Here is a 21,633-nt window from a genome sequence, read left to right as displayed (position 1 = left end):
CGCTCCCACATTGAGGTTGGGTTTACAGGCTCAGGGGGCGGTTCGAGGCCTTGATGAACTCCTGCTTCAACTCGGCAAACGTATGCACTGCCGGAAACTGCGGGAATTCACGAATCACGTTTTCCGGCGCATGGAACAGGATCCCGGCATCGGCTTCGCCCAGCATCGTCGTGTCGTTGTACGAGTCCCCGGCGGCAATCACTCGGTAGTACAAACTCTTGAAGGCCAGGACCGACTGGCGCTTCGGATCCTTCTGACGCAATTGATAGCCGGTCACCCGTCCGCTGTCGTCGGTAACCAGACGATGGCAGAGCAGCGTCGGGAAGCCCAGCTGACGCATTAGCGGCTGGGAAAATTCGTAGAACGTGTCGGAAAGAATCACCACCTGGAAGCGCTCGCGCAGCCAGTCGACGAACTCGATAGCGCCGTCCAGCGGCTTGAGCGTGGCGATGACTTCCTGGATGTCGGAGAGCTTGAGGCCATGCTCATCAAGGATGCGCAACCGTTGCTTCATCAGCACGTCGTAGTCGGGAATGTCCCGAGTGGTTGCCCTGAGGGAGTCAATCCCGGTTTTTTCAGCGAAGGCGATCCAGATCTCCGGGACCAGCACACCTTCCAGGTCGAGACAGGCAATTTCCACAAGACACTCCCATTTTTTGATGTTTATCGGTTGAGCGAACAAAAGGACTGCCGACTCTAGCCATTCGCCGAAGCCCGCGCAACGCACAGGAGCGCGCCAGCCCCGGCAGCTTTTGTTACCATCAGCCCCATATAGAGCGCCCAGCGCCACCGACCTGTAGGAAACCGCCCTGATGAGCCCATCGTTTGATGTCGTGGAACTCGCCACGACCTATGCCAACAAGTCCCCGCAGGACATCCTCAAGCTGGCCTTCGCCGAATTCGGTGACGACCTGTGGATATCCTTCAGTGGCGCTGAAGACGTCGTACTGGTGGACATGGCCTGGAAGCTGAACAAGAACGTCAAGGTGTTCAGCCTCGACACCGGTCGCCTGCACCCGGAAACCTATCGTTTCATTGAACAGGTGCGCGAGCATTACAAGATCGATATCGAACTGATTTCGCCCGACCATACGAAACTGGACCCTTTCGTGAAGGAAAAAGGCCTGTTCAGCTTCTACAAGGACGGTCACGGTGAATGCTGTGGCATCCGCAAGATCGAGCCGTTGCGCCGCAAACTGACCGATGTTCGCGCTTGGGCTACCGGTCAGCGCCGCGACCAGAGCCCGGGTACCCGCAGCCAGGTGGCCGTGCTGGAAATCGACACGGCGTTCTCCACGCCGGAGCGCACGCTGTACAAATTCAACCCGTTGTCGCAGATGACCAGCGAGGAAGTCTGGGGTTATATCCGCATGCTGGAACTGCCTTATAACAGCCTGCATGAGCGCGGTTTCATCAGCATCGGTTGCGAGCCCTGCACCCGCCCTGTCCTGCCGAACCAGCACGAGCGCGAAGGCCGCTGGTGGTGGGAAGAAGCCACGCAAAAAGAATGCGGGCTGCACGCTGGCAATATCATCGCCAAATCCAAGACCGTCTGATCCTCTCCGCAGTTATGTACACAAAAATGTCACCTCAGGTGGCATTTTTGGGTGCACCTCTACTTTTGATGCCCCTAAAAGGCATATCCTGGTATTTGCCGCCATCACCATCCTGTTGTGCGGTGCACAGTTCCGGATCAATGGCCAGGTCATCGCCTCGATCCCCAACACCTTTTTCCTAGTGCTCGGTTGCCTGGCGTTCCTGATCGTCACCGTGGCGGTGAACATCATGGCCAACTTCGTCGCTCCGGCCTTCGTCCTCAGCAACCTGGCGCCCCTGCGGGCGGTAGCAGCGTTCATTCCAGCGGCGCTGATCGCGATTGTCCTGGCGCTGGTGCCCGGTTTCGACAGTATTTCTCCGTTCTCCTGGCTGATTGGCGCTTCGATTGCAGGGCTGCTGTACCTGATCGTTGCCAAGCGCGAGGGGCATTACGAGGACGTCAGCGGTGAGTCCATTGCCGTGGATAACGTCAGCCATTGATTGTTCGAACGGCCCGGGGATTCGGGCCATTTACCGTTACGCTGGAAAAAGGACCACTCATGCGAATTCTCATCGTCAACGTCAACACCACCGAATCCATCACTCAGGCCATCGCGCGCCAGGCCCAGGCCGTTGCCGCGCCGGGCACCGAAATCATCGGGCTGACGCCGTATTTCGGCGCGGACTCGATCGAAGGCAATTTTGAAAGCTACCTGGCCGCCATCGCCGTGATGGACCGGGTGATGTCCTACGATCAGCCGTTCGACGCGGTGATCCAGGCGGGCTACGGCGAACACGGTCGGGAAGGCCTGCAGGAGTTACTGAATGTGCCGGTGGTGGACATCACCGACGCCGGCGCCAGCACGGCCATGTTTCTTGGCCATGCCTACTCGGTCGTCACCACCCTGGACCGCACGGTGCCGCTGATCGAAGACCGGCTCAAGCTTTCCGGCCTGTTCGACCGCTGTGCCTCAGTTCGGGCCAGTGGCCTGGCGGTGCTGGAACTTGAGCAAGACCCGCAGCGGGCGGTTGAAGCCATCGTCCATCAGGCGGAACTCGCCGTCAGCCAGAACAAGGCCGAAGTGATCTGCCTGGGTTGCGGCGGCATGGCCGGGCTGGATGAGCAGATTCGTCAACGCACCGGAGTGCCAGTGGTCGATGGCGTGACGGCGGCGGTGACGATTGCCGAGTCGCTCGTGCGGCTGGGGTTGTCCACGTCGAAAGTGCGCACTTATGCGACGCCGCGACCGAAGACCATCATTGGCTGGCCAGGGCGGTTTGGGCGGTGAGTCTGCAGCTCTAGACCGCATTGCCCCTTTCGCGAGCAGGCTCGCTCCCACAGGGGTTCTATGTGAACCGTGAATTCTACGGCTGTCGCGGATCCAATGTGGGAGCGAGCCTGCTCGCGAATGAGGGCGACTCGACTTCCAGCCAGGCTCAAACAGCACTGAACCGCCGCGCCAGCCCCTGCTCGGCAAACTGCTCGATGATGAAATCGACAAACGCGCGGGTCTTGCCCGGCAACAATTTGTGCTCGGCGTAATAGATCGAGATATTGCCGTCGTCGACGCACCAGTCCGGCAGCACTCGCTGCAATGCGCCGCTGTCCAGGAACGGCACGGCAAACGGCATGCTCACCAGGGCAATGCCCAGCCCCTGGGCCGCGGTGATGCAGGCAGCTTCAGAGTCACTCATTGTCATTTGCGCCTTGAGCATCAGGGGCGCGTGTTCGCGGTGGCGGCTGGTCAGTTGCCAGGAACGGATACGCCCGGTCTGCGGTGAGCGGATCAGGATCCCCTGATGTTGCGCCAGATCCTGCGGCTCAAAGACGGCGGCATGGTTTTGCAGGTACTGTCCGGACGCAACCAGCACCCGATGAGCCACCGTCAATTTACGCGCCACGACGCCTTGGGGTAACTCGAACCCACCGCCGATGGCTGCATCGAAGCCCTGGCCGATCAGGTCGACCTGACGATTATCGAAATGCCAGTCCGGGTTGATGGCCGGGTATCGGCGCAAAAACGCCCCGAGCAACGGCACGATATACAACCGGCCAAACGCCGTGCCCATGCTCACCTTCAGCGTGCCGGCAGGCTGCCCGCCGGCGCTGGCCAGGTTGGCGACGGCGTTCTGGATCGTATTGAAGCTGCTGCCCACTTCCCGCAGGAACAGTTGGCCGGCCTCGGTCAAGGTCAGGCTGCGGGTGCTGCGCTGGAACAGCCGCACGCCCAGTCGCCCTTCAAGCTTGGCGACGCTTTTGCCTACCGCCGCTGGCGTCAGGCTCAAGCGGCGTGCGGCCTCGGCGAAGCTGCCGACCTCGGCACTGCGAACAAAACATTCGATACTGCTGAAGCTCTCCATGGCGCCCACTCTAAACTTATGGTTTACACAGACTATATCAATGAAGGTCTACACAGCCGATGGCCTAGTCTAGATACTCGCCTCATCAACCGCGGCATCTCGCCCCGGCACCTTTGGAGAAGACCAGCATGAGCACGCAAACATTGAGCGGTAAAGTCGCCTTGGTCCAAGGCGGTTCCCGCGGCATCGGCGCCGCCATCGTCAAACGCCTTGCAGCAGAGGGCGCCGCCGTAGCCTTCACCTACGTCAGCTCTGGCGCCAAGTCTGAAGAATTGCAGAACAACATCACCGCAGCCGGCGGCAAAGCCCTGGCGATCAAGGCCGACAGCGCCGATGCCGAGGCCATCCGCAATGCCGTCCAGGCCACCGTGGACGCCTTTGGTCGATTGGACATCCTGGTCAACAACGCGGGCATCCTGGCGTTGGCGCCGCTGGAAGAATTCAAGCTGGAAGATTTCGACCAGACCCTGGCCATCAACGTGCGCAGCGTATTTGTCGCCACCCAGGCAGCCGCACGGCATATGGGCGAAGGCGGCCGGGTCGTCACCATCGGCAGCACCAATGCCGACCGGGTGCCTTTCGCTGGCGGCGCCACGTACGCCATGAGCAAATCCGCGCTGGTGGGCCTGACCAAAGGCCTGGCTCGCGACCTGGGTCCACGCGGCATCACCGTCAACAATGTTCAACCCGGCCCGGTGGACACTGACATGAACCCGGCGGATAGCGACTTCGCCTCCAGCCTGATGGAGCTCATGGCAGTAGGCCGTTATGGCACGGTGGAAGAAATCGCCAGCTTCGTCGCCTACCTCGCGGGTCCGGAAGCGGCCTATATCACCGGGGCTAGCCTGACAATCGACGGTGGTTTCGGCGCCTGACCCACGTCGCGCGGGAGCCTGCTCCCGCTGGGCTGCTCCGACGCTTTCGGGCGCAGCAGCCCTTTTTTCAGGCCCACTCCAGTTCCGGCAAACCGCACAGGCTTGGCTGGAACAGCTTGAGCGAACGGATAATGGCGTCGGCATGGCTGTACTTTTCGTCGGCCATGGCCGAGTCGGGAATCGCAATAGCCGTCATGCCTGCCGCCTTCGCCGCCGTCACACCAAACGGGGAATCCTCGAAGACCAGGCAATCCGCCGGCGCGACACCCAGGCGCCGGGCGGCGGTGAGGAAGATATCCGGGGCTGGTTTCGCCGCCCCGACTTCCGGGTCATCCGCGGTAACGATGCAGTCGAACAGCGCAAACCAGTCCCGATGCAGCGTGGTTTTCAACTCGAACGACTGACGCGACGAACTGGTCCCCACCGCAATCGGCACGTCATGGGCTTTGAGATGCCGTACCAATTCCTCCGCGCCGGGCATCGCCAGGGCGTGGGGGAAACGTTCGCGCATGAGCGGTTCACGGATCACCAGAAATTCCTCCGGGGTGATCGGCAGCTCAAGCGCCTGCACCACGTAGCGCGCCAGGTCCCCGGCGCCGCGCCCGATGATGTTCTGCTTGACGCTCCAGTCGAACGTGCGCCCGTAGCGCTCCGCGATGATGGAGGTGACCTCGGTGTAGATACCTTCGGTGTCCAGCAGCAGGCCATCCATATCAAAAATCACAGCCTTGATCGGTCCAAACTTTTTCAGCGGTGCATTCATCGCATCTGATCCGTTATCAACACAACATTCCAGGGATGGCTCAGGTGCGGCCAGCGCAGCGTGTTCGCCTTAAAGGATTCAGCAGAATAACGAGCCGTGCTTGGCGCAGGCAATGGGAAATTTTCAAGGGGTGGCGAGGGGTCGGCCGCGCCTTGGCCGGGCGGCAGTTGACTACGTTTCAGGGGCGCTTTGCGCCCAGCGGGAGCAAGCTCCCTCGCCACGAACAGATTGGATGACCAGCAGCGGGCTACGCGTCAGCCGCCGGAGCCGCCTGAACCGGAGCCCGATCCGCCGCCGCTGGAGCTACCACCGCTACTGCTGCTGCTACCGGTTCCACTACTTGAGCCGGAAGAACCGCCGCCCATCGTGCTGCCACCGCTGGTGGAACCACTTCCGGTTCCCGGGCTGGTGCTGCTGCCGCTGGCGTCGCCGCCATTGCCGCCGCCCACGGAACCAGGTGGCAGGGCGTTACCGGTTTTCTCGGTGGTGGAGCCGGCGTCCATCTGGGTAGAGGGCGGCATTCCTCCCTTGTCCACGGGCGCGCTGTCGGATTGGGCGAAAGCCGCCAACGAGCTGGCCGACAGAATTCCGGCGAACGCCAGCGCGGTCATGTTTAGCTTCATCATGGTAAGTCTCCTTTTCAGATAGCTACCTGATGTGTGGCAACCATCGCTGACCAATGGTGCCGAGAAACAGACGGACGGAACTGACCGTCAGCTGGGCTTGCCGGATGCATCGTCACCGGCGATGTCGGGATCGTCCGGCGCCGCCTCGACGTCTTGATCGTCGCTTGGCACCGGCTCGACTCCAGCATCGTCATCGGGTGGACGCTGATCGCGGCTCAATGAGTCGGTTGGCGAAGGCAACGGATATTCCGGGGTTTCATCGTCGTCGGAAACAGGCGAGTCGGCAGTCATAACAATCTCCTGGTCGTGCAGTTTGGGATGGATGACTCAATCGTAGGATTCGTCCTCAAGCTCAGCCTCTTCATCCTCGATCAAGGGCACCTGGGCGTCATCCATCAGGGAACCGGGATCTTCATTGCCCGGGTCGTTGACGCCTGGATCATTGATGAACGGGACGCCCGAGGGGCCTTTTTCTTCCTTGCCTTCGGTTTCCGGAGTCATGGCATACCTCACAATGCAAGTGGATGTATCAATTCGAGGCAATGGCGAGGTAAACGTTCCGGGAAATAACCAATATGAAAAAACCCGGCGCGGGGCCGGGTTTTTTCATTCATGCATTCGCTCAGCGATGCTTTCTCTTGTGCTTGTGTTTCTTGCCCTTCGAATGGCCATCGTTGTCGTTGGACAGGTTGCTGCCCAAGGCGCCGCCCGCCGCCCCACCGACGCCCGCGCCGATGGTGGAACCGGTGGAACCGCCCAAGCGGTTGCCCACAATCGAGCCGCCGGCCGATCCCAGGCCACCACCGATGGCCGCTTCCGTACGGCTGCCCTTGCGAGCCCCGACCGCACTGCCGGCTGCGCCGCCGACACCGGCGCCAATCGCGGCGCCTGTGCTGCCGCCCATCTGCTGGCCGACCACGTTCCCCAGGACACCGCCCAAGCCACCGCCAACCGCAGCGGTACCGTCGCCAGCGGCCATCGCGCCCTGAGCGACCACAAGCCCAAGCACCAAGGTGGACAAAGTCAAACGCATGATAAAAACCTCAAGAATGCCGCATCGGGGAGAGATGGCCGGTGCGCGCTGGCGCGAGTGTACGCCAAAGCGTGTCAGCCATGACGGTTCGACAACAAACGCAGGGGTAGTTTTATGACAGGCAAAAAAAAGCCCGCTGGGGAAACGGGCAGGTACTGCTTTCTAACGGATGAGCTCAGACTACGCGCCGGCTTGTGAAAGAAACGTGAAAGAAAACGTCAGTCGAAAAAAGATAAAAAAATATTTATACAAACGCCGAATTCCCAGTGGCGAGGGAGCTTGCTCCCGCTGGATTGCACCGCAATCCCATCGCGCCCGAGCGCGAGCATGCCCCTTGGCCACAGCGGTTATTTACTGATCGGGACCTTGGGCAAGAACTTGGCCTTCTCGCCCCGCGGCACCTTGGCCACCTTGGTCCTGATGGACTTGATTGGCTCGTCGCCAAAATCCGACCGATAGGCCGATTGCCCACACTGCAGCCCTTCATTGATCGGATACGCGGCTCCGTTCTCCTCGCTGTACGGTGCTCCCATCGCATTTTTCCCCTCTCATCGAGGCCGATACCGGCAACAACCGATTGCCTGGGAAATACCGACCTTCGATTTGAGACTAGTCGGTCATCAACAGACCAATGATTCAAGAGACCGTCTCGCCGACGAACGGGTAAGCGTTGTTTCAAAACCGAAACAACTCAGTCCGAGCCCAACAGCGTCTGGTTTAAAACCCGGGAAACCTGATCGGCGGAGTAAGGCTTGGACAAAAACGCGAAACCTTCATGCCCGCTCTGGGCCAGCTCCTCGCTGTAGCCGGAGGTCAGTACCACCGGCAGATCCTTGCGGCGCTGGCGCAGTTGTCTGGCAAGGGCAATGCCACTGATGCCCGGCATGACCACATCGGAAAATATCGCGTCGAACGCCATCGCATCCGGGCCGACCATTTCCAGCGCCTGCTCGGCATTGGTCGCCCAGGCCGTTTCGTAGCCCAGGTCTTGCAGGATCTGGTTGGCAAAGCGCCCTACCTCCAGATTGTCCTCCACGACCAATACCCGGCGCCGGCCTTTTTCCAGCACCAGCAGAGAGCTTTCCTCTCCCTCGGGTTCATGCTGCTCCTCGGGCTCCACCTCCGGAAGATACAAGGTGAATACGCTGCCCTTTCCGACCACGGTCGAGACATCTACATTGCCACCGGACTGTTTTGCGAAACCGAACACCTGGGACAATCCCAACCCCGTTCCCTTGCCCACTTCCTTGGTGGTGAAGAACGGTTCGAAGATGTGTTCAAGTGCCTCCGGGGCAATACCCGTGCCGGTGTCCTCCAGGGCAATCGCGGCAAATGCCTGCCCTGCCCCGGAATGGCCGCGGATGGGCGGCATGCCTGCACCGCAATTGAGTCGTAGCCACAGTGTTCCCTGGCCGTTCATCGCGTCCCGGGCGTTCAGGGCCATGTTGATCAACGCCGTTTCGAACTGGCTCAGGTCGGCGCGGATGTAACAGGGCTGCTCGCACAGTTCGACCTTGACGTGAATACGCGCCCCGGTCACGGTCTCCAGCATGTCGCCGAGGCTCTGTACTTGCTTGCGCACGTCAATGATTTCCGGCGTCAACGGCTGGCGCCGGGCAAACGCCAGCAACTGGCTGGTCAGCTTGGAGGCCCGGTCTACCGTCTCGGAAACGGCGGTCATGTAGCGTTGCCGGCGTTCGTCGGACAGGTTGGGCATGCGCAGGAAGTCCACAGAGGAGCGGATGATTGTCAGCAGATTGTTGAAATCGTGGGCCACGCCGCCGGTGAGCTGGCCGATGGCTTCGAGTTTCTGCGACTGGTGCAGCGCCGCTTCGGTCTGCCTCAATCGTGTGGTGCGCTCCTCGACCCGTTGCTCCAGCGTTGCGTTCAGCTCGGCCAGGGCAGCGAGGCCTTCACGCACGGCCGCGTCCGCTCGAGCACGTTCGATGTGCGCCCAGGATCGCTCGGTGACCTCCAGCAGCAGCGCCAAGTCGTTGGACGACCAGATCCGGGGCGTTTTATCGTGGATGGCCATCAGGGCGGTCAACCGTCCATTCTTGATCAACGGAACACAAATGGTCGCCGCAATACCGATCGACTGGAACGCTGCCGCCTCCTCCGGTGCCAGCTCCGCCAGGTTGTCATTGATCACCAGCGGCTTGCCGGCCCCCAGGTTGGCGACCGCCAGCCGACCGAAATCCGCCAATCGGTAATGTCCGACGATACTCGGCGACCCGGCCCGGGCCCAGTCGCCGCGAATCGTAAAGCCGTCCTCGTCTTCGTCCATGTCTGCGTATGCGCAGTTGGACAGGTTGAGGTGCGCCGCCAGGATCCGGGCGGTGGTCGCCATGATCGCCTGTGGATCGGTGGCATTCGCCACGGCGCTGCCGATTGCATCAAGCACCGCCAGGCGCTGGGTCATGAATACGGTCGCAGTGGTCTCGGTGACCGTATCGAGCATGCCCACCACTTTGCCGAACTGGTCGCGGATAGGGCTGTAGCAGAAGGTGAAATAGGCCTGTTCAGGACCACCACCGCGCTCGATCACCAGGGGAAAGTTTTCGATAAACGTCGCCTGCCCATCGAAAGCCGCGCGTACGATGGGGCCAATCTCGCTCCAGGCCTCCCTCCAGACCTCATTGAACGGCCGCCCCAGCGCCTCGGGTTTGCTGCCGAGAATGGGCATGAACGCATCGTTGTACAACGTGATCAAGTCCGGCCCCCAGACGATGGCCTGGGGAAAATGCGAAGCCAGGCTCAGCGCCACGGTTGTCTTCAGCACATCGGGCCATTGCGCGGGCGGCCCGAGTGGCGTGCTGTCCCAGTCATGGCGGCGGACCCGTTCAGCCATTTCTCCGTAGCTCTGGAGCCAATCTGTCATTGCCTTCGATCCTTGCTCAACCGCCGATCCCAACGAGGGGGGAAACGCTTGTGACCCCAAGCTGAGCCGTATTATCCCGCGTCACGTAAGAATGCGCGATTGGATTGTAGGATGGGTCGGGCTGAAATGGACCGGACACTCGGCAGAATGGGATCGGCTTAGATTCCCCAGCTGACGGCGCCGCCTGGATCAGCACCTTCACCGGTAAAAAAGCCCGCCCCCTCAATGTGGTAGACCCTCGGTTCTTCAGAAAAGTATTCCTCCAAGCCCAGCATGAACACTCGATGGTCTTCACTCTCTTCGAAACCCGGTGTGTGATGCTCAAGCGATTGCCATCGCACGATCAGGTTGAATTGCTCGGGGGTTTCAATCCCTTGCGCCAGCAAATGGCCGCCGTAGCCCTTTGCTCGGGTGAGCAAAGGGGCGACCTCGGCAAATGCTCGCCTGAACATTTCAATGCGTTCTTTGTGAACCGGGAGCAGAGCGATCTCGTAAATCATGGCGTTCCTCGAAAATGATTCAAGCGGTTGAAAGAGCGCATTACGCGATGAGCGACGGCTCGACTGCGATCGCGATTTTTCCTCGAAGGCCATTGTTTGGACTCTCCAGCCGGGCATGGGCGAGCCCGATGTCGGCCAGCGAATAGACGGCGCCGACATGTGGCCGCAGCAGACCGCGCGCTACCAACGCGCTCAACTCATCGAGTTTGCCGCGGTTCTGTCTGGTGAAAACGAAGTGATAACTCGCGTTCTTGCCCCAGGCCTGAACGACGTTCTGTGGCTGTGAAATGTCGACGATCGTGACGACGCGGCCAAGTTGTGCGAGCACGTCAGGGCTGCGTGACAATGTGTTGCCGCCGATGGTGTCAAACACGACATCCACACCGCGGCCACCCGTTTCTCGCATGACGGCTTCGACATAATCCTGTTTTTCGTAGTCGATGATCACATCGGCGCCCATGCTGCGTGCGAACTCGGCGTTTGCCTCGCGCACGGTGGTGAACACCTGTGCTCCCATGGCTTTCGCCAACTGGATCGCAACATGGCCGACGCCTCCCGCGCCGCCGTGTATCAGAATGCTTTCCCCCACTCTGAGCGCCGCACGCACGACCAATGCTTCCCATACCGTCCCGCCCACCAGGGTCAGGCTCGCCGCCTCAAGATGGCTCAGCGAGGCTGGCTTCTTCCCGATGATGCTTTCGGCAGCGACGTGGTACTCGGCATAACTGCCTGGCCCGTCGAATATCTGTGGGGTGTACCAGACTTCATCACCCGGAGCGAAGGTGGTCACCCCCGGCCCCACTTCTTCGACAACGCCCGATACATCGTGGCCGGTAATGGCCGGCAGTTGGACCAGGTCGGGATAGTCGCCGCGTCGAACCTGGTAATCCAACGGATTGATGGAGGTTGCATGTACCCGGACCAGGACCTGTCCTGTCTGCGGCACAGGCTTGGGCACATCGCGAAGCTCGAACGAACCCGACCCGCCAAATGACTTGAGTACCATCGCTTTCATTGCAAAATCCTCGTATCGATAAAAAGGGATATCGAGATATCTCGATATGTTACGGCAAAAAATTTACAGTTCTGTCCCTATGATCTCCGCAAGCGCGCTGATGGCTGCTTCATTGCGCTTGTAGTAAGTCCACTGACCGATGCGCCTGACTTCGACCAACCCCACTCGTTGCAGCGTCGCAAGATAACCGGACACCGTAGACTGCGACAGTCCGATACCTTCTTGAATACTGCTGACGCAGACTCCCACCGTATGAACGTCACCTTCATCCTGCGGAGGGAAGTTCTTTGCGGGATCCTTCAGACCTTTCAGGATCTGAAGGCGTGTAGGGTTCGAGAGCGCTTTGAATATTTCGATCAATTCCATGACGCCGAGGATATCGAGATTTTTAGATATGTCAATACGCAACTTCAAGCTTTTCGTCCGAGCCCATCCGACTCACACCACACTCGCCCGATGCAGGCTGCTCATATGTCCGATGCCCGCCTCCTGCAAACGGCTCACCAGATCCTCCCGCGCCGCTCGCCCACCGGAACGCACGTACTCCAACTCCGCCGCAGTGATCAACACCACCGGCACCAATCTGACCGGCGACAAGGGCATGTCCTCCACTCGGGTAGAGAAGTCCGGCTCCGGGGCTCCCAGCAGAACCCCAGTGCAATCATCATCCGTTACGAAGAGCTTGGGCAGTTGCTCGCTCATGTGGTGCGATTGGCTGAACCCGGGAATCTCAAGGGACAGTGCCCCGTACTGGTCAAGCTGGTGGGTGATGCCGCCAGCGTCGGCGACCGTCCTGGCAACATGCTCCACAAGTTCGAACGCCCAGCTGCGCTTGAAAGGATCGACTTCACCCACCGGGCCATAGGCGTGCTCGGGTATATCCGCAGTTTCGACGAACAGCTCCATTTCGAAACCGTTGCCCATTCCTTCCGTGTCATCGAACGGATCCGACAGCCCTTCCGTGGCGAGAATGATTGTGTCGCCACGGCGAACCACGCGGTAGGCCTGGCGGGTGGAGGGCCAATAAGGGCCACCGGAAAAGGTTGGACTGATCATATAGGCAAGAACATCCCGCTCGACGGTGCCGACAGCCCGCCAATGACGATCCAGGCACGCTTCACCCGCTTCCCGGATCGCAAGATTGGCTGCTTCAGCCTCGGTCAGGTCGCCGAGCTCGTGGGTTTGCGGCGTTGGCTGCGCGTCCTGGGTTTCAGGGGCTTTCGATGAACCGAAGAGCTTCTTGAAGAAATTCATGGGTGTTCCTGTTTGAAACTTGCAGTTGAGGTAAGGTCAGGCGCCAGCCTGGATCGATTTGACAAAGGGATACTCCCAGCCGAACGTGTTCTTTTGAGAAAGCGGGAAGTTATCAGGCCCACTGGCCGTGGCTTCGAGTTTTGGAAAGTGAAGCACTAATATCTACCACGCCAGGGCTGGATTCTTATCGACTCAGCGATAACTGATCGTCCCAGAGAAACTTGCCTCCACCGGCCCGATCAGAAAGACCGAGCCCACGCTGTCCCATTGCACCGTCACGTTTCCGCCATCACATTCAACTTCGACGGTACTGTCCAGCAGTCCACGACGGATTCCGTTGACAACCGCGCCGCACGAGCAAGAACCTGAACCCAGCGCGATGCCCGCCCCGCGCTCCCAGATGCGCAACCGGATATGCGTGCGATCAACGATCTGGACGAAATGAACGTTGGTTTTGAGTGGAAATAGCGGGTGGGTTTCGATGGCCGGTCCGATCGTGGCGATATCAACGTCAGCCAGATCGTCGACAAAACAAGTGCAATGCGGGTTGCCCATGCTGCACGCGGCTGGACTACCGGCAAGGGGCAGAACAGCGGAGTCCAGTTTCTGCGACAGGGGGATGTCCGCCCAGCCGCAAAGCGGCACGCCCATGTCGACGGAAATATCGCCGGTTGGCATCCGCTCGCAAGTCAGCAGACCGCGATTGGTGCGTAGCGCTACCGAAGCAACATTGGCTTCGCGCATGAGCAGGTCCGCCGCCCCGCGCGTCGCGCTGCCACAAACATCCAGCGCGGAGCCATCTGCGTTTCAGAACATCACCCGCGCATCGGCATCGTCACAATCGAGCAGCACCGCGAGTTGATTGAAGCCCACGCCGCGGTTCCGATCCCCCATCCGCCGCGCCATCGCACTGGTCACCGGACTGGGCGAGTTTCGCGAATCGACGATGACAAAATCGTCGCCATTGGCGTGCATTTTTTGAAAATCAAGATTGAGTGTCGGTTGCATGTTCTCTTCCCTGACTTGTTAGCGTTGCGTCTGCTCATACGCCTTGGTCATGACCTCCCAGGTCTTGGCGTCGGCAGGAATGAGATGTTCGATACGCAACGAGCTCATCGTGATGTCGAGCGGCATACCGAAGGTAGTGAATGTCGACATGAACGTCAGCTCGCCATGGGGCGACTCGACCTGCGTCAGCAACAACGGAGGCAGATCGTCAGCCAGCGTCCCAGCGCTGTATGGAGTCGGCAGGCTCTTCAGAATCCCAGCCAGCGCAGGATTGTTCAAGGCTTCCCGAGAGGCCCGTTGCCATGCCACTAATCTTATTTCCTCGGCGTTGCTCAGATGGTCGCCCAAGCCGCCGGGTTGCAGCAGCGTCACCAAGAGATTGAGTCCATTTGCGACATCCCTGGCAAGACCCACCAGATCGAACAGGACACCCGCGCTGGCGTTGGCTGCAAGGATCTCCCATTGAGCACTCAGGACAATCGCCGGCGCGGGATTATTGGCATGGAGGATGTGATCAATGGCATCACGTACCACTTCCATTGTCGATGATGTGAGCGGCGTCGTTTCGTAGCGAGGGGCGTAGCCGCTGGCGAGGAAGATGCCGTTGCATTGCTCCAAAGGTACTTCCAGGGCAGTCAATAAGTTATGCAGAGTGCCAGGGCTTGGCTTGGCGCGCCCCGTCTCGATGCAGCTCAGGTGACGCTGAGATATCCCTGTTATCAGTGCGCAATCCAATTGACTCAGTCCGGCCTGTTGGCGCAAGTGACGCAGTTGCGCACCGGCTGAAGTTGGCGGCGTTGCTCGGGAAATGGGTCGATTGGTCATCCATTGACTCTGGCATTGCAGGTGGGCGGCGTCGATGACCTCGGAGGTCATTGAAACCATGATGGTCAACTCACTAGGCTGCCTCCCTGATCAACGAACCTGTCCCGGGAGGCGAAGTGAAGAAGCCTTATATCGCACTTGTTACGCTGCTGTTTTTTACCGTTTACACGGCGTGCGCATTGTTGCTAGCCGAGCAATCGCTCTGGGCATTCGGCGTCAGACTCATGTCCAGCGCAGACACCGCGCAAGTAGTCATCGACCTTTATCTGCTCGCCTGCATGGCATGCATCTGGATGTACCGGGACACATGCGCAAGAGGCAAATCGCTCGTATCGTTGCTACCTTACATCGTGATCACGGCCATCTTTGTATCAATCGGTCCATTGCTGTACATCGTCGTTAACGGATTTGGACGTCAATCGCCGGTGACGGTTACACCTGCTCATCCGCCTTCTTGAACCACGCTTCAGGCATTATTACCCAAACTTCCTTGAGCATTTCCTCCAGAACCCCGCTGCTGTCAAACATCCAGGGCCCAACGACGGTCGAGAAGAACGCGATGTCAACGCAGGATTTTATAGAAGCTACGCGGATTCGCTGCAAGGGTTGTACTGAACCAAGGCAGTCGTTGGTCAATAGGCGATATGTCGGCGGGCACGGCTGATGATGCGGGTCCACTCGAACCTCATCGTCGGATTGACTCTCGCGGTAGTCGCAACGCTGAGCTGGGCGCTGAACTTCATTGCGCCCTACGTCACCGGGGCCTACACAATCTATGATTTGATCATCGTAAGATTCCTGATCGCCGGAGCGCTGGGCCTGGGCGTGGTGCTGCTCTACCGGGCCCGACTTCGGCTCCTGCGCCCCGATCAGATGCTCCTGGCCGCAGGCCTGGGTGTGATCGGCTATCTCGGCTACAGCGCGTGCATCGCCGCCGGTATCATTTTCGGTGGGCCGGTGCTGACCCCGGCCTTTATTGGCCTGGTGCCGGTCTTGCTGGCGCTGCTGGGCAACGCCACGACCAAAACTCTCCAATGGAGCAAACTGGCGATCCCACTGGTTTTCCTGACCGTGGGCCTGTTGCTGTCCAATCTCGGCGCTGTCCATCAACCCGTTGCTAACCAGGGATCCTGGCTGATGGGTTTGCTGTTTTCTATCGGTGCCGTGATCTTGTGGCTCGCGTTCAGTTGGTTGAATCAACGCGCCTTGCTGAAGCTATCGCCCAACGCCTCGGGCGTATGGACAGGCCTCATGATGGCGGGTGCGGGAATCGGCACCGTGTGCCTGTTACCGGCGATACAAGCGTTCGACCTGCTCGAACTGCCGCGCGTGGGTTTCAGTCTTTCCGTTGCAGGGCACTTGTACCTCTGGAGTTTCGTTATTGCGCTGATGTCATCCGTCGTCGGCGCCTGGGCCTGGAACGCTGCGTCCCGGCGTCTGCCCATGGTGCTTTCCGGGCAATTGATCGCCCTGGAGTCGCTGTTCGCGACACTGCTTGGCTTGTGGTTTCATGGCCGGCTGCCGACGCTACTGGAGATGTCGGGTCTTGCTGCCGTGCTTGTCGGGGTGATCATGGCGGTGCGTATCATCCTGGCTTCGCGTGGATCGACAATGGCCCGTGTCCCTTGATCAGCGTCATTGCTACCTCTTATCCGGCTCCTTTGCAGGACCAGCCGACAAGAAAGCACTCGGTTCCATCGCAAACCGCTCAGCTAGCGCATATGCCATCTTGTGACTGATGGGGCGATCTCCATTGAGCACCTTGGACACCGCGGTTTTGTCACCGATTTCAGGAAGGTCTGAACCGGTGAGCCCGAGCGTCTCCATAAGGTCCTTGATCAGTTGCACCGGGGTGCAGGTCGCCTCAAAAGCGGCGTTCGATTCGCGGAACTGGTCGGAATCGTGCTGGTACGCCAGGATTTCCTCTTCAAGCTCAGCGAGAATCCTTTCCTCGGTCTTGCTCAGCTCACGCCCGTCGGTGAGTTCATCGAGCAAATCGGTCGCGCGCTCGTAGTCGGCCGGGGTCTTGATGCCGTGCACAAACTCACCCCGCAGGCGATCCAGTATCGCGTAAAGCTCGCCAAGCGTTGCGATCACCGTTTGAAAGTCGTTCCGGGCTGCGCTCATCGTTTTGTCCCTTTGTTTCTTGCATACCAGACGTTGGCGACGTCGCAATCGGCATGCGTGTAGACGTGTTTGACGTAGAATTTCTACCGCGCGTAGTTAACGCCGCCTATCACCCTGAGATTATTGCCGCCTACATCAATCACAACCCAATTCATTGCAGCTCTTGGCTTGAACAAGTCGACACCGTGCGTACCGAACAGCTTTTGCAGGTCTGTGACTTCCTTGGGACGCGCCATCCTCAAAATGCGCAGGCAGCGCTCAAGTCCAGCCGTGCGCTGAACCTCGACGCAACCATCAGGCCAATGCGTCAGCCCTCCATCTCCAATCGAACCCCTTCCGACGCCATGGGTCTGCTTTTCTATCATTGTCGCGGAATCGAACCCATGTCCCCACACCAGAGCCTGGTGCTACTTGCCCGTGGCGGTTATGCCGCTCGTGGCGTTATCTATCTGATCGTCGGCATTCTTGCCCTGCTGGCGGCCCAAGACTCCACCAAACCGAAAGACAGCCACAAAAGCCTGGAGATGTTGCTGAGCCAGCCCTTCGGCCATGCCTTGGTCGGGCTGGTGGTGGCGGGCCTGCTTGCCTTCGCCGGCTGGCGCATCTTGCAAGCCACACGCGATGTCGATCACCATGGCACGCAGTTCAAGGGCCTGCTGATTCGCGCCGGGCTGCTGGCGGGCGGCCTGGTCAATGGCGCGCTGGCATTCTTTGCCTTGGGCCTGCTGATCAGCGGCTTGAAAAGCTCCGGGAGTTCCGGCGGTGGGCAAACCCAGGACCTGTTGGCGCGCGTCCTCTCCTGGGACCATTCGAACCTGTTGGTTTACCTCGTCGCCCTAGTGCCGCTGGGCGTCGGCATTGCCCACATCATCAAAGGCTGGAAGGCCTCGTTCGAAAAATACTTCGAGGCTGACGAAGAAGTGATGCGTTATGTGCGGCCGGTGTCGCGCTTCGGCCTGATCGCCCGCGGGGTGGTGTTTATCGAGATCGCCGTGCTGCTGATCATCAGTGGCTCGGCCTATAAAGCCGTAGACCCGCCCGGCATGAAAGATGCACTCGATGCGTTGCAGAACCTGCCGGCCGGAGGCTTGGTGTTGATGGTGATGGCCCTGGGGCTGATCGCCTTTTCGGTCTACAGCTTTTCCGAGGCGGCATGGCGCAAGATCAATATGGATGTGCCAGGAGTGGCGCACACATAGGCCGGCTTGCGCCGTTGTTATGTCAGCTGCCCTCTACTGAGCAGGCGTTACCCGGCGCATGAGCTCATTCAGCGCGTAGGTGTCGAGGAACGCCATCGCCTGTGTGATCCGGCCATCCTTGAAGGTCAGTTGCCACAGGTAGGTATTGTTGTAGGGTTTGCGATCAAGGGCAGTCGCAGTGCCGTTCCACAGGACCACGACAATGTCGTCCTGGGCGATGATGCTCTGCACCGTGGGCGAAATTGGTGTCGCCAGGCGGGCGCTGATCGGGCGCACGGCCTGTTCGATCAGCTCGGTCTTGCTGTCATACACGCCGGAAACCGGGCTCGATCCGGCGATTGTCCAGACCGCATCGGGCGCCAGCAGGTCGAAGACCGTGCCTTTGCCCTGCTGCCAGTTCGCGAATGCCTGGCGGACCAGGTTCGTATTGGCCTCTTGGGTGTTTCCCGAAGCCCAGGAGATGTTCGTGGAAAGCATTAGAGCCAAAACAACAACCTGGGCACGCCAGGCCAAACTTTTCCATGTAGTCATGATGTCTACCTCACGGCAATGCAGTTGATAAAAGTTCTTCCTGAGAACCTTAACGGCATGTGCCTCGAGGCTTTTGCTCGATACTGCTGTGGGGTTGCCTGATGCTGTTCGCAGGTCGTTTGATCTATGCGCAGGGATGAAGATAAGGCCGAGCGACACCTTCATAAAATGCCTGCGCAGCCAGATTCTTGTCCTTCGCCTCCAACATGATGTCGAAACGGTCGAGAAACTTGAGCGCGTATTCGTTGGTCCAGCGATTCCACATCTGATCACTGTGACCGTACAAGTCACGTTTGGACACCACCTTCAATAACGCATCCATCTCAAGCTTTTCACCTGCATCGAAACCCAATTCCTGCAATCGCTCCGGCGGCTGTGAGTAATGCATGGTGGGCCGAACCCCACGCCAACTTTCGATGATGCGTTCGACTCGCGGAGAGTCCGGTGCGATGTAATCGTTCTCGTTGATCCAACAGTGATGAATATCCAGCACGACGGGGGCAAGGTCAGCCAGTTGCAGGCAATCATCAACGCCGTAGGTCTTCTCCTCGTTTTCGAAGGTCATGCAGTTGCGCGCCACCTCCGACAACCGCGGCCAGATCGAACGGATCCCCTCGCCCCCCAGGCGCCCGGCAATGTGCACGTTGCATTTGAAGTCCTGAAAGCGCCGGCCGTAACCCATCATCCGGATCATGTCGGCGTGGTACTCGAACTCGGCGATGCTGTTCTCCACCACACCCGGTTTATCCGAGCCCAACACACAATACTGGCCAGGGTGGAATGACAGCCGGATATCCGCCGAACGGGCGAGGTTGCCAATCACAGCGAAGCGTTCTTCCAACTGGCTTTGAATGGCCGGGTCCTGATAGAAAGCGCTCACCTTCGGATGACTGTAGAACGGCAACAGATCACTGCTCAGTCGAAGCATGCGCAGGGTTGGCGAAAGCTCGGCAACGTAGGCGATAAGGCGCAGTTGTGCGTCGAGATTGTGCGCCACGACTTCAAGCAGCTTGTCGCGGGCGACCTGGGGAGGGACGCCATCCATCCAGCGTAACGTCGTGGTGCGGGGGTTGTATGGCGCTTCGATGGTCTTTAATGCACTCGCAGCAAGACCGCGATCAGGGTGCCGGTATTGGCAGGCGAAGCCGATTCGGGGGTGGGTCATGGGAGGTCCTGGCCGTCATCCGTGTTGGCGGTAGACAGCCTGGCGGGTGAGTTGTCCTTTTTGATTGGGTCGATGCCACGCTTGGCGCCGCCAAGAAAAACCGATTGCGAGGCACTCGGCATACCTTGAAACCCAAGTACATGCTGATCGGCGAGCCGCGATGAATTCAAATAGCTACACTTGGGGCAGGAAAAAACTCGCAGCCGTACCTTAAAGGCACAATATGGATCTCAGGGCAGCGCACAGAGCGTGACCCGTGGTGACCGCGAAGGACGAACACCATGCAGGAATTCGGTATGAGCGGCGCAGAATTGGAAAACGTCCATGTCGAAATTGCCAAATTGATGGCTGAGACCAAAAAGCTCAACGCCGAAGCGGGCAAGATGACTCGCGAAACGTTCTGGTACCCAGTCGCGGTTGCGACTGGTCTGATCGGTACGGTGGCCACCGTCACCACGCTGCTAATCAAATTCGTCTAACCTGACAGGCCCCTGCGAACGCGGGGCCCTCTAACCTTGAGCACACATGAAAACCATAGAGCAGTACAGTCCGCCCTCCGCGGACGCATTGGCGCACCTGAAAATCAACCTCGGCTATACCCGCCAGCAAATGGCCGAACTGGTAGGGCTGGCTCAGGGTGGGCAATGGCGCAAGTACACGGGTGGCGGGCTGAGGGCAAATGCGGCAGAAAAAGCCAATATTCCCAAGATGTTCCCATTTCGCCCTTTTCCAGACACCAAAAACCACAAACCCCCGACTTTCTCTAGGAAAATCAGGGGTTTGTGCTTGCAGAATATGGCGGTGAAGGAGAGATTCGAACTCTCGATACAGTTTCCTGTATACACACTTTCCAGGCGTGCTCCTTAAGCCACTCGGACACTTCACCGTGTCTCGGCAAACTGTTCAGTCTGTCGAGGCGCGCTAATGTAGTCGAAAGCTTTTCCGATGGCAAAGGTTTTTTTCAGAATTTTCATGCGGTTAAGGCCGGTCGGGCATTTCAAGCGCGGCGAGGCAGGGCAAACCGGCCAAACTCCGGCTTCGGCCATGGGCGGCTCCATGGGGGCAAGCGCTGGCTGTTGGGCGCGGCGCGAGATTTGAGTGGGGCGGCGCTGACCGGTGAGTCAGTCACGGCGCTTTACCTGGCCTGCGGCGGTGGGTAACGTCTGCTCCACTTCTCTTACAAGGAATAGCGTCATGAGCGACCTGATTGCCTACCATCTCGAAGACGGTATCGCGACCCTGACCTTGAACAATGGCAAGGTCAATGCCATTTCGCCTGATGTGATCGTCGCATTCAACGCTGCGCTGGACCAGGCAGTGTCTGATCGCGCGGTGGTGATCATTACCGGGCAACCGGGGATTCTGTCGGGCGGTTACGATTTGAAGGTGATGACCGCCGGCCCCGAGGAGGCAGTCAGTCTGGTCGCGTCCGGTTCGACCCTGGCGCGCCGCCTGCTGTCGCACCCCTTCCCCGTCGTTGTCGCCTGCCCTGGGCATGCGGTGGCCAAGGGTGCGTTCCTGCTGCTGTCGGCCGATTACCGCATTGGTGTGGAGGGGCCGTTTACCATCGGCCTGAACGAGGTGCAGATCGGCATGACCATGCACCACGCCGGTATCGAGCTGGCCCGTGATCGCTTGCGCAAGTCTGCGTTCCACCGCTCGGTGATCAATGGCGAGATGTTCAATCCGCAGAGCGCCGTGGATGCCGGTTTCCTCGACAAGGTGGTCGCGGTTGACGAGTTGCAAGCTGCGGCACTGGAGGCAGCGCGTCAGTTGAAGAAGATCAACATGACCGCCCACAAGAACACCAAGCTCAAGGTTCGCAAGGCGTTGCTGGATGCATTGGACAGCGCAATATTGCTGGATCAGAAATACACGGGCTGAACGTTGGCTAAAGGCAATATCGAACACCTGGAAAAACAACGTACCCGTGG

26 protein-coding genes, 1 tRNA gene and 2 pseudogenes are annotated in these 21,633 nt (G+C 59.3%); 9 read left to right on the top strand and 20 right to left on the bottom strand.

Annotated features, from left to right (window positions below):
* Positions 1-22: 22 nt before the first annotated feature.
* Complete coding sequence (gene thrH / locus ACE04F_RS25795) at positions 23-640, bottom strand: bifunctional phosphoserine phosphatase/homoserine phosphotransferase ThrH (protein ID WP_434603332.1); 618 nt, start codon at positions 638-640, stop codon at positions 23-25.
* Between the two features lie 172 nt (positions 641-812).
* On the opposite strand from thrH, the gene ACE04F_RS25790 reads away from it, so the two are divergent.
* The 3 genes and pseudogenes from ACE04F_RS25790 (at position 813) to ACE04F_RS25780 (ending at position 2,825) form a co-directional block, all read left to right on the top strand.
* A complete protein-coding gene (locus ACE04F_RS25790) occupies positions 813-1,556 on the top strand; it encodes a phosphoadenylyl-sulfate reductase (protein WP_434569302.1) in 744 nt (247 codons plus the stop codon).
* Between the two features lie 82 nt (positions 1,557-1,638).
* A pseudogene (locus ACE04F_RS25785) lies at positions 1,639-2,037 on the top strand (NCS1 family nucleobase:cation symporter-1); the annotation flags it as partial.
* Between the two features lie 59 nt (positions 2,038-2,096).
* Positions 2,097-2,825 carry an aspartate/glutamate racemase family protein gene (locus ACE04F_RS25780; RefSeq protein ID WP_486110473.1) on the top strand — a complete coding sequence of 243 codons (729 nt, stop codon included), beginning with the start codon at positions 2,097-2,099 and terminating at the stop codon, positions 2,823-2,825.
* A 148-nt stretch (positions 2,826-2,973) separates the two neighbouring features.
* On the opposite strand, the gene ACE04F_RS25775 is transcribed toward ACE04F_RS25780, so the two are convergent.
* The gene (locus ACE04F_RS25775) at positions 2,974-3,897 is read right to left on the bottom strand and encodes a LysR family transcriptional regulator (RefSeq protein WP_486110472.1); all 924 of its coding nucleotides are present in this window, start codon (positions 3,895-3,897) and stop codon (positions 2,974-2,976) included.
* 128 nt (positions 3,898-4,025) lie between these two features.
* Here ACE04F_RS25775 and ACE04F_RS25770 point away from each other — a divergent pair, with 128 nt between their 5' ends.
* On the top strand, positions 4,026-4,772 hold the full coding sequence (locus tag ACE04F_RS25770) for a 3-oxoacyl-ACP reductase family protein (protein ID WP_486110471.1): 747 nt from the start codon (positions 4,026-4,028) through the stop codon (positions 4,770-4,772).
* 67 nt (positions 4,773-4,839) lie between these two features.
* Here ACE04F_RS25770 and ACE04F_RS25765 read toward each other — a convergent pair whose 3' ends face one another.
* The 13 genes and pseudogenes from ACE04F_RS25765 to ACE04F_RS25705 form a co-directional block, all read right to left on the bottom strand.
* Positions 4,840-5,535: an HAD-IA family hydrolase gene (locus ACE04F_RS25765; protein WP_486110470.1), complete on the bottom strand. Its 696-nt coding sequence runs from the start codon at positions 5,533-5,535 to the stop codon at positions 4,840-4,842.
* A gap of 254 nt (positions 5,536-5,789) precedes the next feature.
* Positions 5,790-6,161: a hypothetical protein gene (locus tag ACE04F_RS25760; protein WP_486110469.1), complete on the bottom strand. Its 372-nt coding sequence runs from the start codon at positions 6,159-6,161 to the stop codon at positions 5,790-5,792.
* An 87-nt stretch (positions 6,162-6,248) separates the two neighbouring features.
* Entirely contained in the window at positions 6,249-6,452 is a 204-nt protein-coding gene (locus tag ACE04F_RS25755; RefSeq protein WP_486110468.1) for a hypothetical protein, read from the bottom strand.
* 36 nt (positions 6,453-6,488) lie between these two features.
* Entirely contained in the window at positions 6,489-6,662 is a 174-nt protein-coding gene (locus ACE04F_RS25750) for a hypothetical protein (RefSeq protein WP_486110467.1), read from the bottom strand.
* Positions 6,663-6,783: 121 nt separating this feature from the next.
* A complete protein-coding gene (locus ACE04F_RS25745; protein ID WP_486110466.1) occupies positions 6,784-7,194 on the bottom strand; it encodes a glycine zipper domain-containing protein in 411 nt (136 codons plus the stop codon).
* Positions 7,195-7,541: 347 nt separating this feature from the next.
* Positions 7,542-7,727 (bottom strand): hypothetical protein, encoded by a 186-nt coding sequence (locus tag ACE04F_RS25740; RefSeq protein WP_486110465.1) that lies wholly within the window; start codon positions 7,725-7,727, stop codon positions 7,542-7,544.
* Between the two features lie 158 nt (positions 7,728-7,885).
* A complete protein-coding gene (locus ACE04F_RS25735; protein WP_486110464.1) occupies positions 7,886-10,075 on the bottom strand; it encodes a GAF domain-containing hybrid sensor histidine kinase/response regulator in 2,190 nt (729 codons plus the stop codon).
* A gap of 158 nt (positions 10,076-10,233) precedes the next feature.
* Positions 10,234-10,575, bottom strand: coding sequence for an antibiotic biosynthesis monooxygenase family protein (locus ACE04F_RS25730; RefSeq protein ID WP_486110463.1), 342 nt, complete (start codon positions 10,573-10,575; stop codon positions 10,234-10,236).
* Between the two features lie 40 nt (positions 10,576-10,615).
* On the bottom strand, positions 10,616-11,590 hold the full coding sequence (locus ACE04F_RS25725) for a zinc-dependent alcohol dehydrogenase family protein (protein ID WP_486110462.1): 975 nt from the start codon (positions 11,588-11,590) through the stop codon (positions 10,616-10,618).
* A 63-nt stretch (positions 11,591-11,653) separates the two neighbouring features.
* Positions 11,654-11,956, bottom strand: coding sequence for an ArsR/SmtB family transcription factor (locus tag ACE04F_RS25720; RefSeq protein ID WP_305501316.1), 303 nt, complete (start codon positions 11,954-11,956; stop codon positions 11,654-11,656).
* Between the two features lie 72 nt (positions 11,957-12,028).
* Complete coding sequence (locus ACE04F_RS25715; RefSeq protein ID WP_486110461.1) at positions 12,029-12,844, bottom strand: suppressor of fused domain protein; 816 nt, start codon at positions 12,842-12,844, stop codon at positions 12,029-12,031.
* Positions 12,845-13,036: 192 nt separating this feature from the next.
* Positions 13,037-13,852 (bottom strand): annotated as a pseudogene (gene dapF / locus ACE04F_RS25710) (diaminopimelate epimerase).
* An 18-nt stretch (positions 13,853-13,870) separates the two neighbouring features.
* Positions 13,871-14,677: a helix-turn-helix domain-containing protein gene (locus ACE04F_RS25705; RefSeq protein ID WP_486110477.1), complete on the bottom strand. Its 807-nt coding sequence runs from the start codon at positions 14,675-14,677 to the stop codon at positions 13,871-13,873.
* A 116-nt stretch (positions 14,678-14,793) separates the two neighbouring features.
* Between ACE04F_RS25705 and ACE04F_RS25700 the strand changes: the two genes are divergently transcribed.
* A complete protein-coding gene (locus ACE04F_RS25700; RefSeq protein ID WP_486110460.1) occupies positions 14,794-15,135 on the top strand; it encodes a DUF2834 domain-containing protein in 342 nt (113 codons plus the stop codon).
* Positions 15,136-15,340: 205 nt separating this feature from the next.
* A complete protein-coding gene (locus ACE04F_RS25695) occupies positions 15,341-16,306 on the top strand; it encodes a DMT family transporter (protein WP_486110459.1) in 966 nt (321 codons plus the stop codon).
* Between the two features lie 12 nt (positions 16,307-16,318).
* Here ACE04F_RS25695 and ACE04F_RS25690 read toward each other — a convergent pair whose 3' ends face one another.
* Entirely contained in the window at positions 16,319-16,804 is a 486-nt protein-coding gene (locus tag ACE04F_RS25690) for a helix-turn-helix domain-containing protein (RefSeq protein ID WP_486110458.1), read from the bottom strand.
* Positions 16,805-17,187: 383 nt separating this feature from the next.
* Between ACE04F_RS25690 and ACE04F_RS25685 the strand changes: the two genes are divergently transcribed.
* Positions 17,188-18,003, top strand: a complete 816-nt coding sequence (locus ACE04F_RS25685; RefSeq protein ID WP_486110457.1) for a DUF1206 domain-containing protein — start codon at positions 17,188-17,190, stop codon at positions 18,001-18,003.
* Positions 18,004-18,036: 33 nt separating this feature from the next.
* Here the strand turns inward: ACE04F_RS25685 and ACE04F_RS25680 are convergent, their stop codons facing one another.
* Entirely contained in the window at positions 18,037-18,534 is a 498-nt protein-coding gene (locus tag ACE04F_RS25680) for a nuclear transport factor 2 family protein (RefSeq protein ID WP_486110456.1), read from the bottom strand.
* 124 nt (positions 18,535-18,658) lie between these two features.
* Positions 18,659-19,699, bottom strand: a complete 1,041-nt coding sequence (gene uvsE, locus ACE04F_RS25675; RefSeq protein ID WP_486110455.1) for a UV DNA damage repair endonuclease UvsE — start codon at positions 19,697-19,699, stop codon at positions 18,659-18,661.
* Between the two features lie 296 nt (positions 19,700-19,995).
* Here uvsE and ACE04F_RS25670 point away from each other — a divergent pair, with 296 nt between their 5' ends.
* Positions 19,996-20,178, top strand: a complete 183-nt coding sequence (locus ACE04F_RS25670; protein ID WP_486110476.1) for a hypothetical protein — start codon at positions 19,996-19,998, stop codon at positions 20,176-20,178.
* 317 nt (positions 20,179-20,495) lie between these two features.
* Here the strand turns inward: ACE04F_RS25670 and ACE04F_RS25665 are convergent.
* Both ACE04F_RS25665 and ACE04F_RS25660 read right to left on the bottom strand, forming a co-directional pair.
* Positions 20,496-20,585, bottom strand: a tRNA-Ser gene (locus tag ACE04F_RS25665).
* On the bottom strand, positions 20,581-20,745 hold the full coding sequence (locus ACE04F_RS25660; RefSeq protein ID WP_486110454.1) for a hypothetical protein: 165 nt from the start codon (positions 20,743-20,745) through the stop codon (positions 20,581-20,583). Before ACE04F_RS25660 ends, ACE04F_RS25665 begins: the two co-directional genes overlap by 5 nt.
* Positions 20,746-20,893: 148 nt before the next feature.
* Between ACE04F_RS25660 and ACE04F_RS25655 the strand changes: the two genes are divergently transcribed.
* On the top strand, positions 20,894-21,583 hold the full coding sequence (locus ACE04F_RS25655) for a crotonase/enoyl-CoA hydratase family protein (RefSeq protein WP_486110453.1): 690 nt from the start codon (positions 20,894-20,896) through the stop codon (positions 21,581-21,583).
* The last annotated feature ends 50 nt before the right edge of the window (positions 21,584-21,633 follow it).

The sequence above is a fragment of the Pseudomonas sp. AGC41 genome, from assembly GCF_057334555.1.
This window is presented reverse-complemented; position numbering and strand designations above follow the sequence as displayed.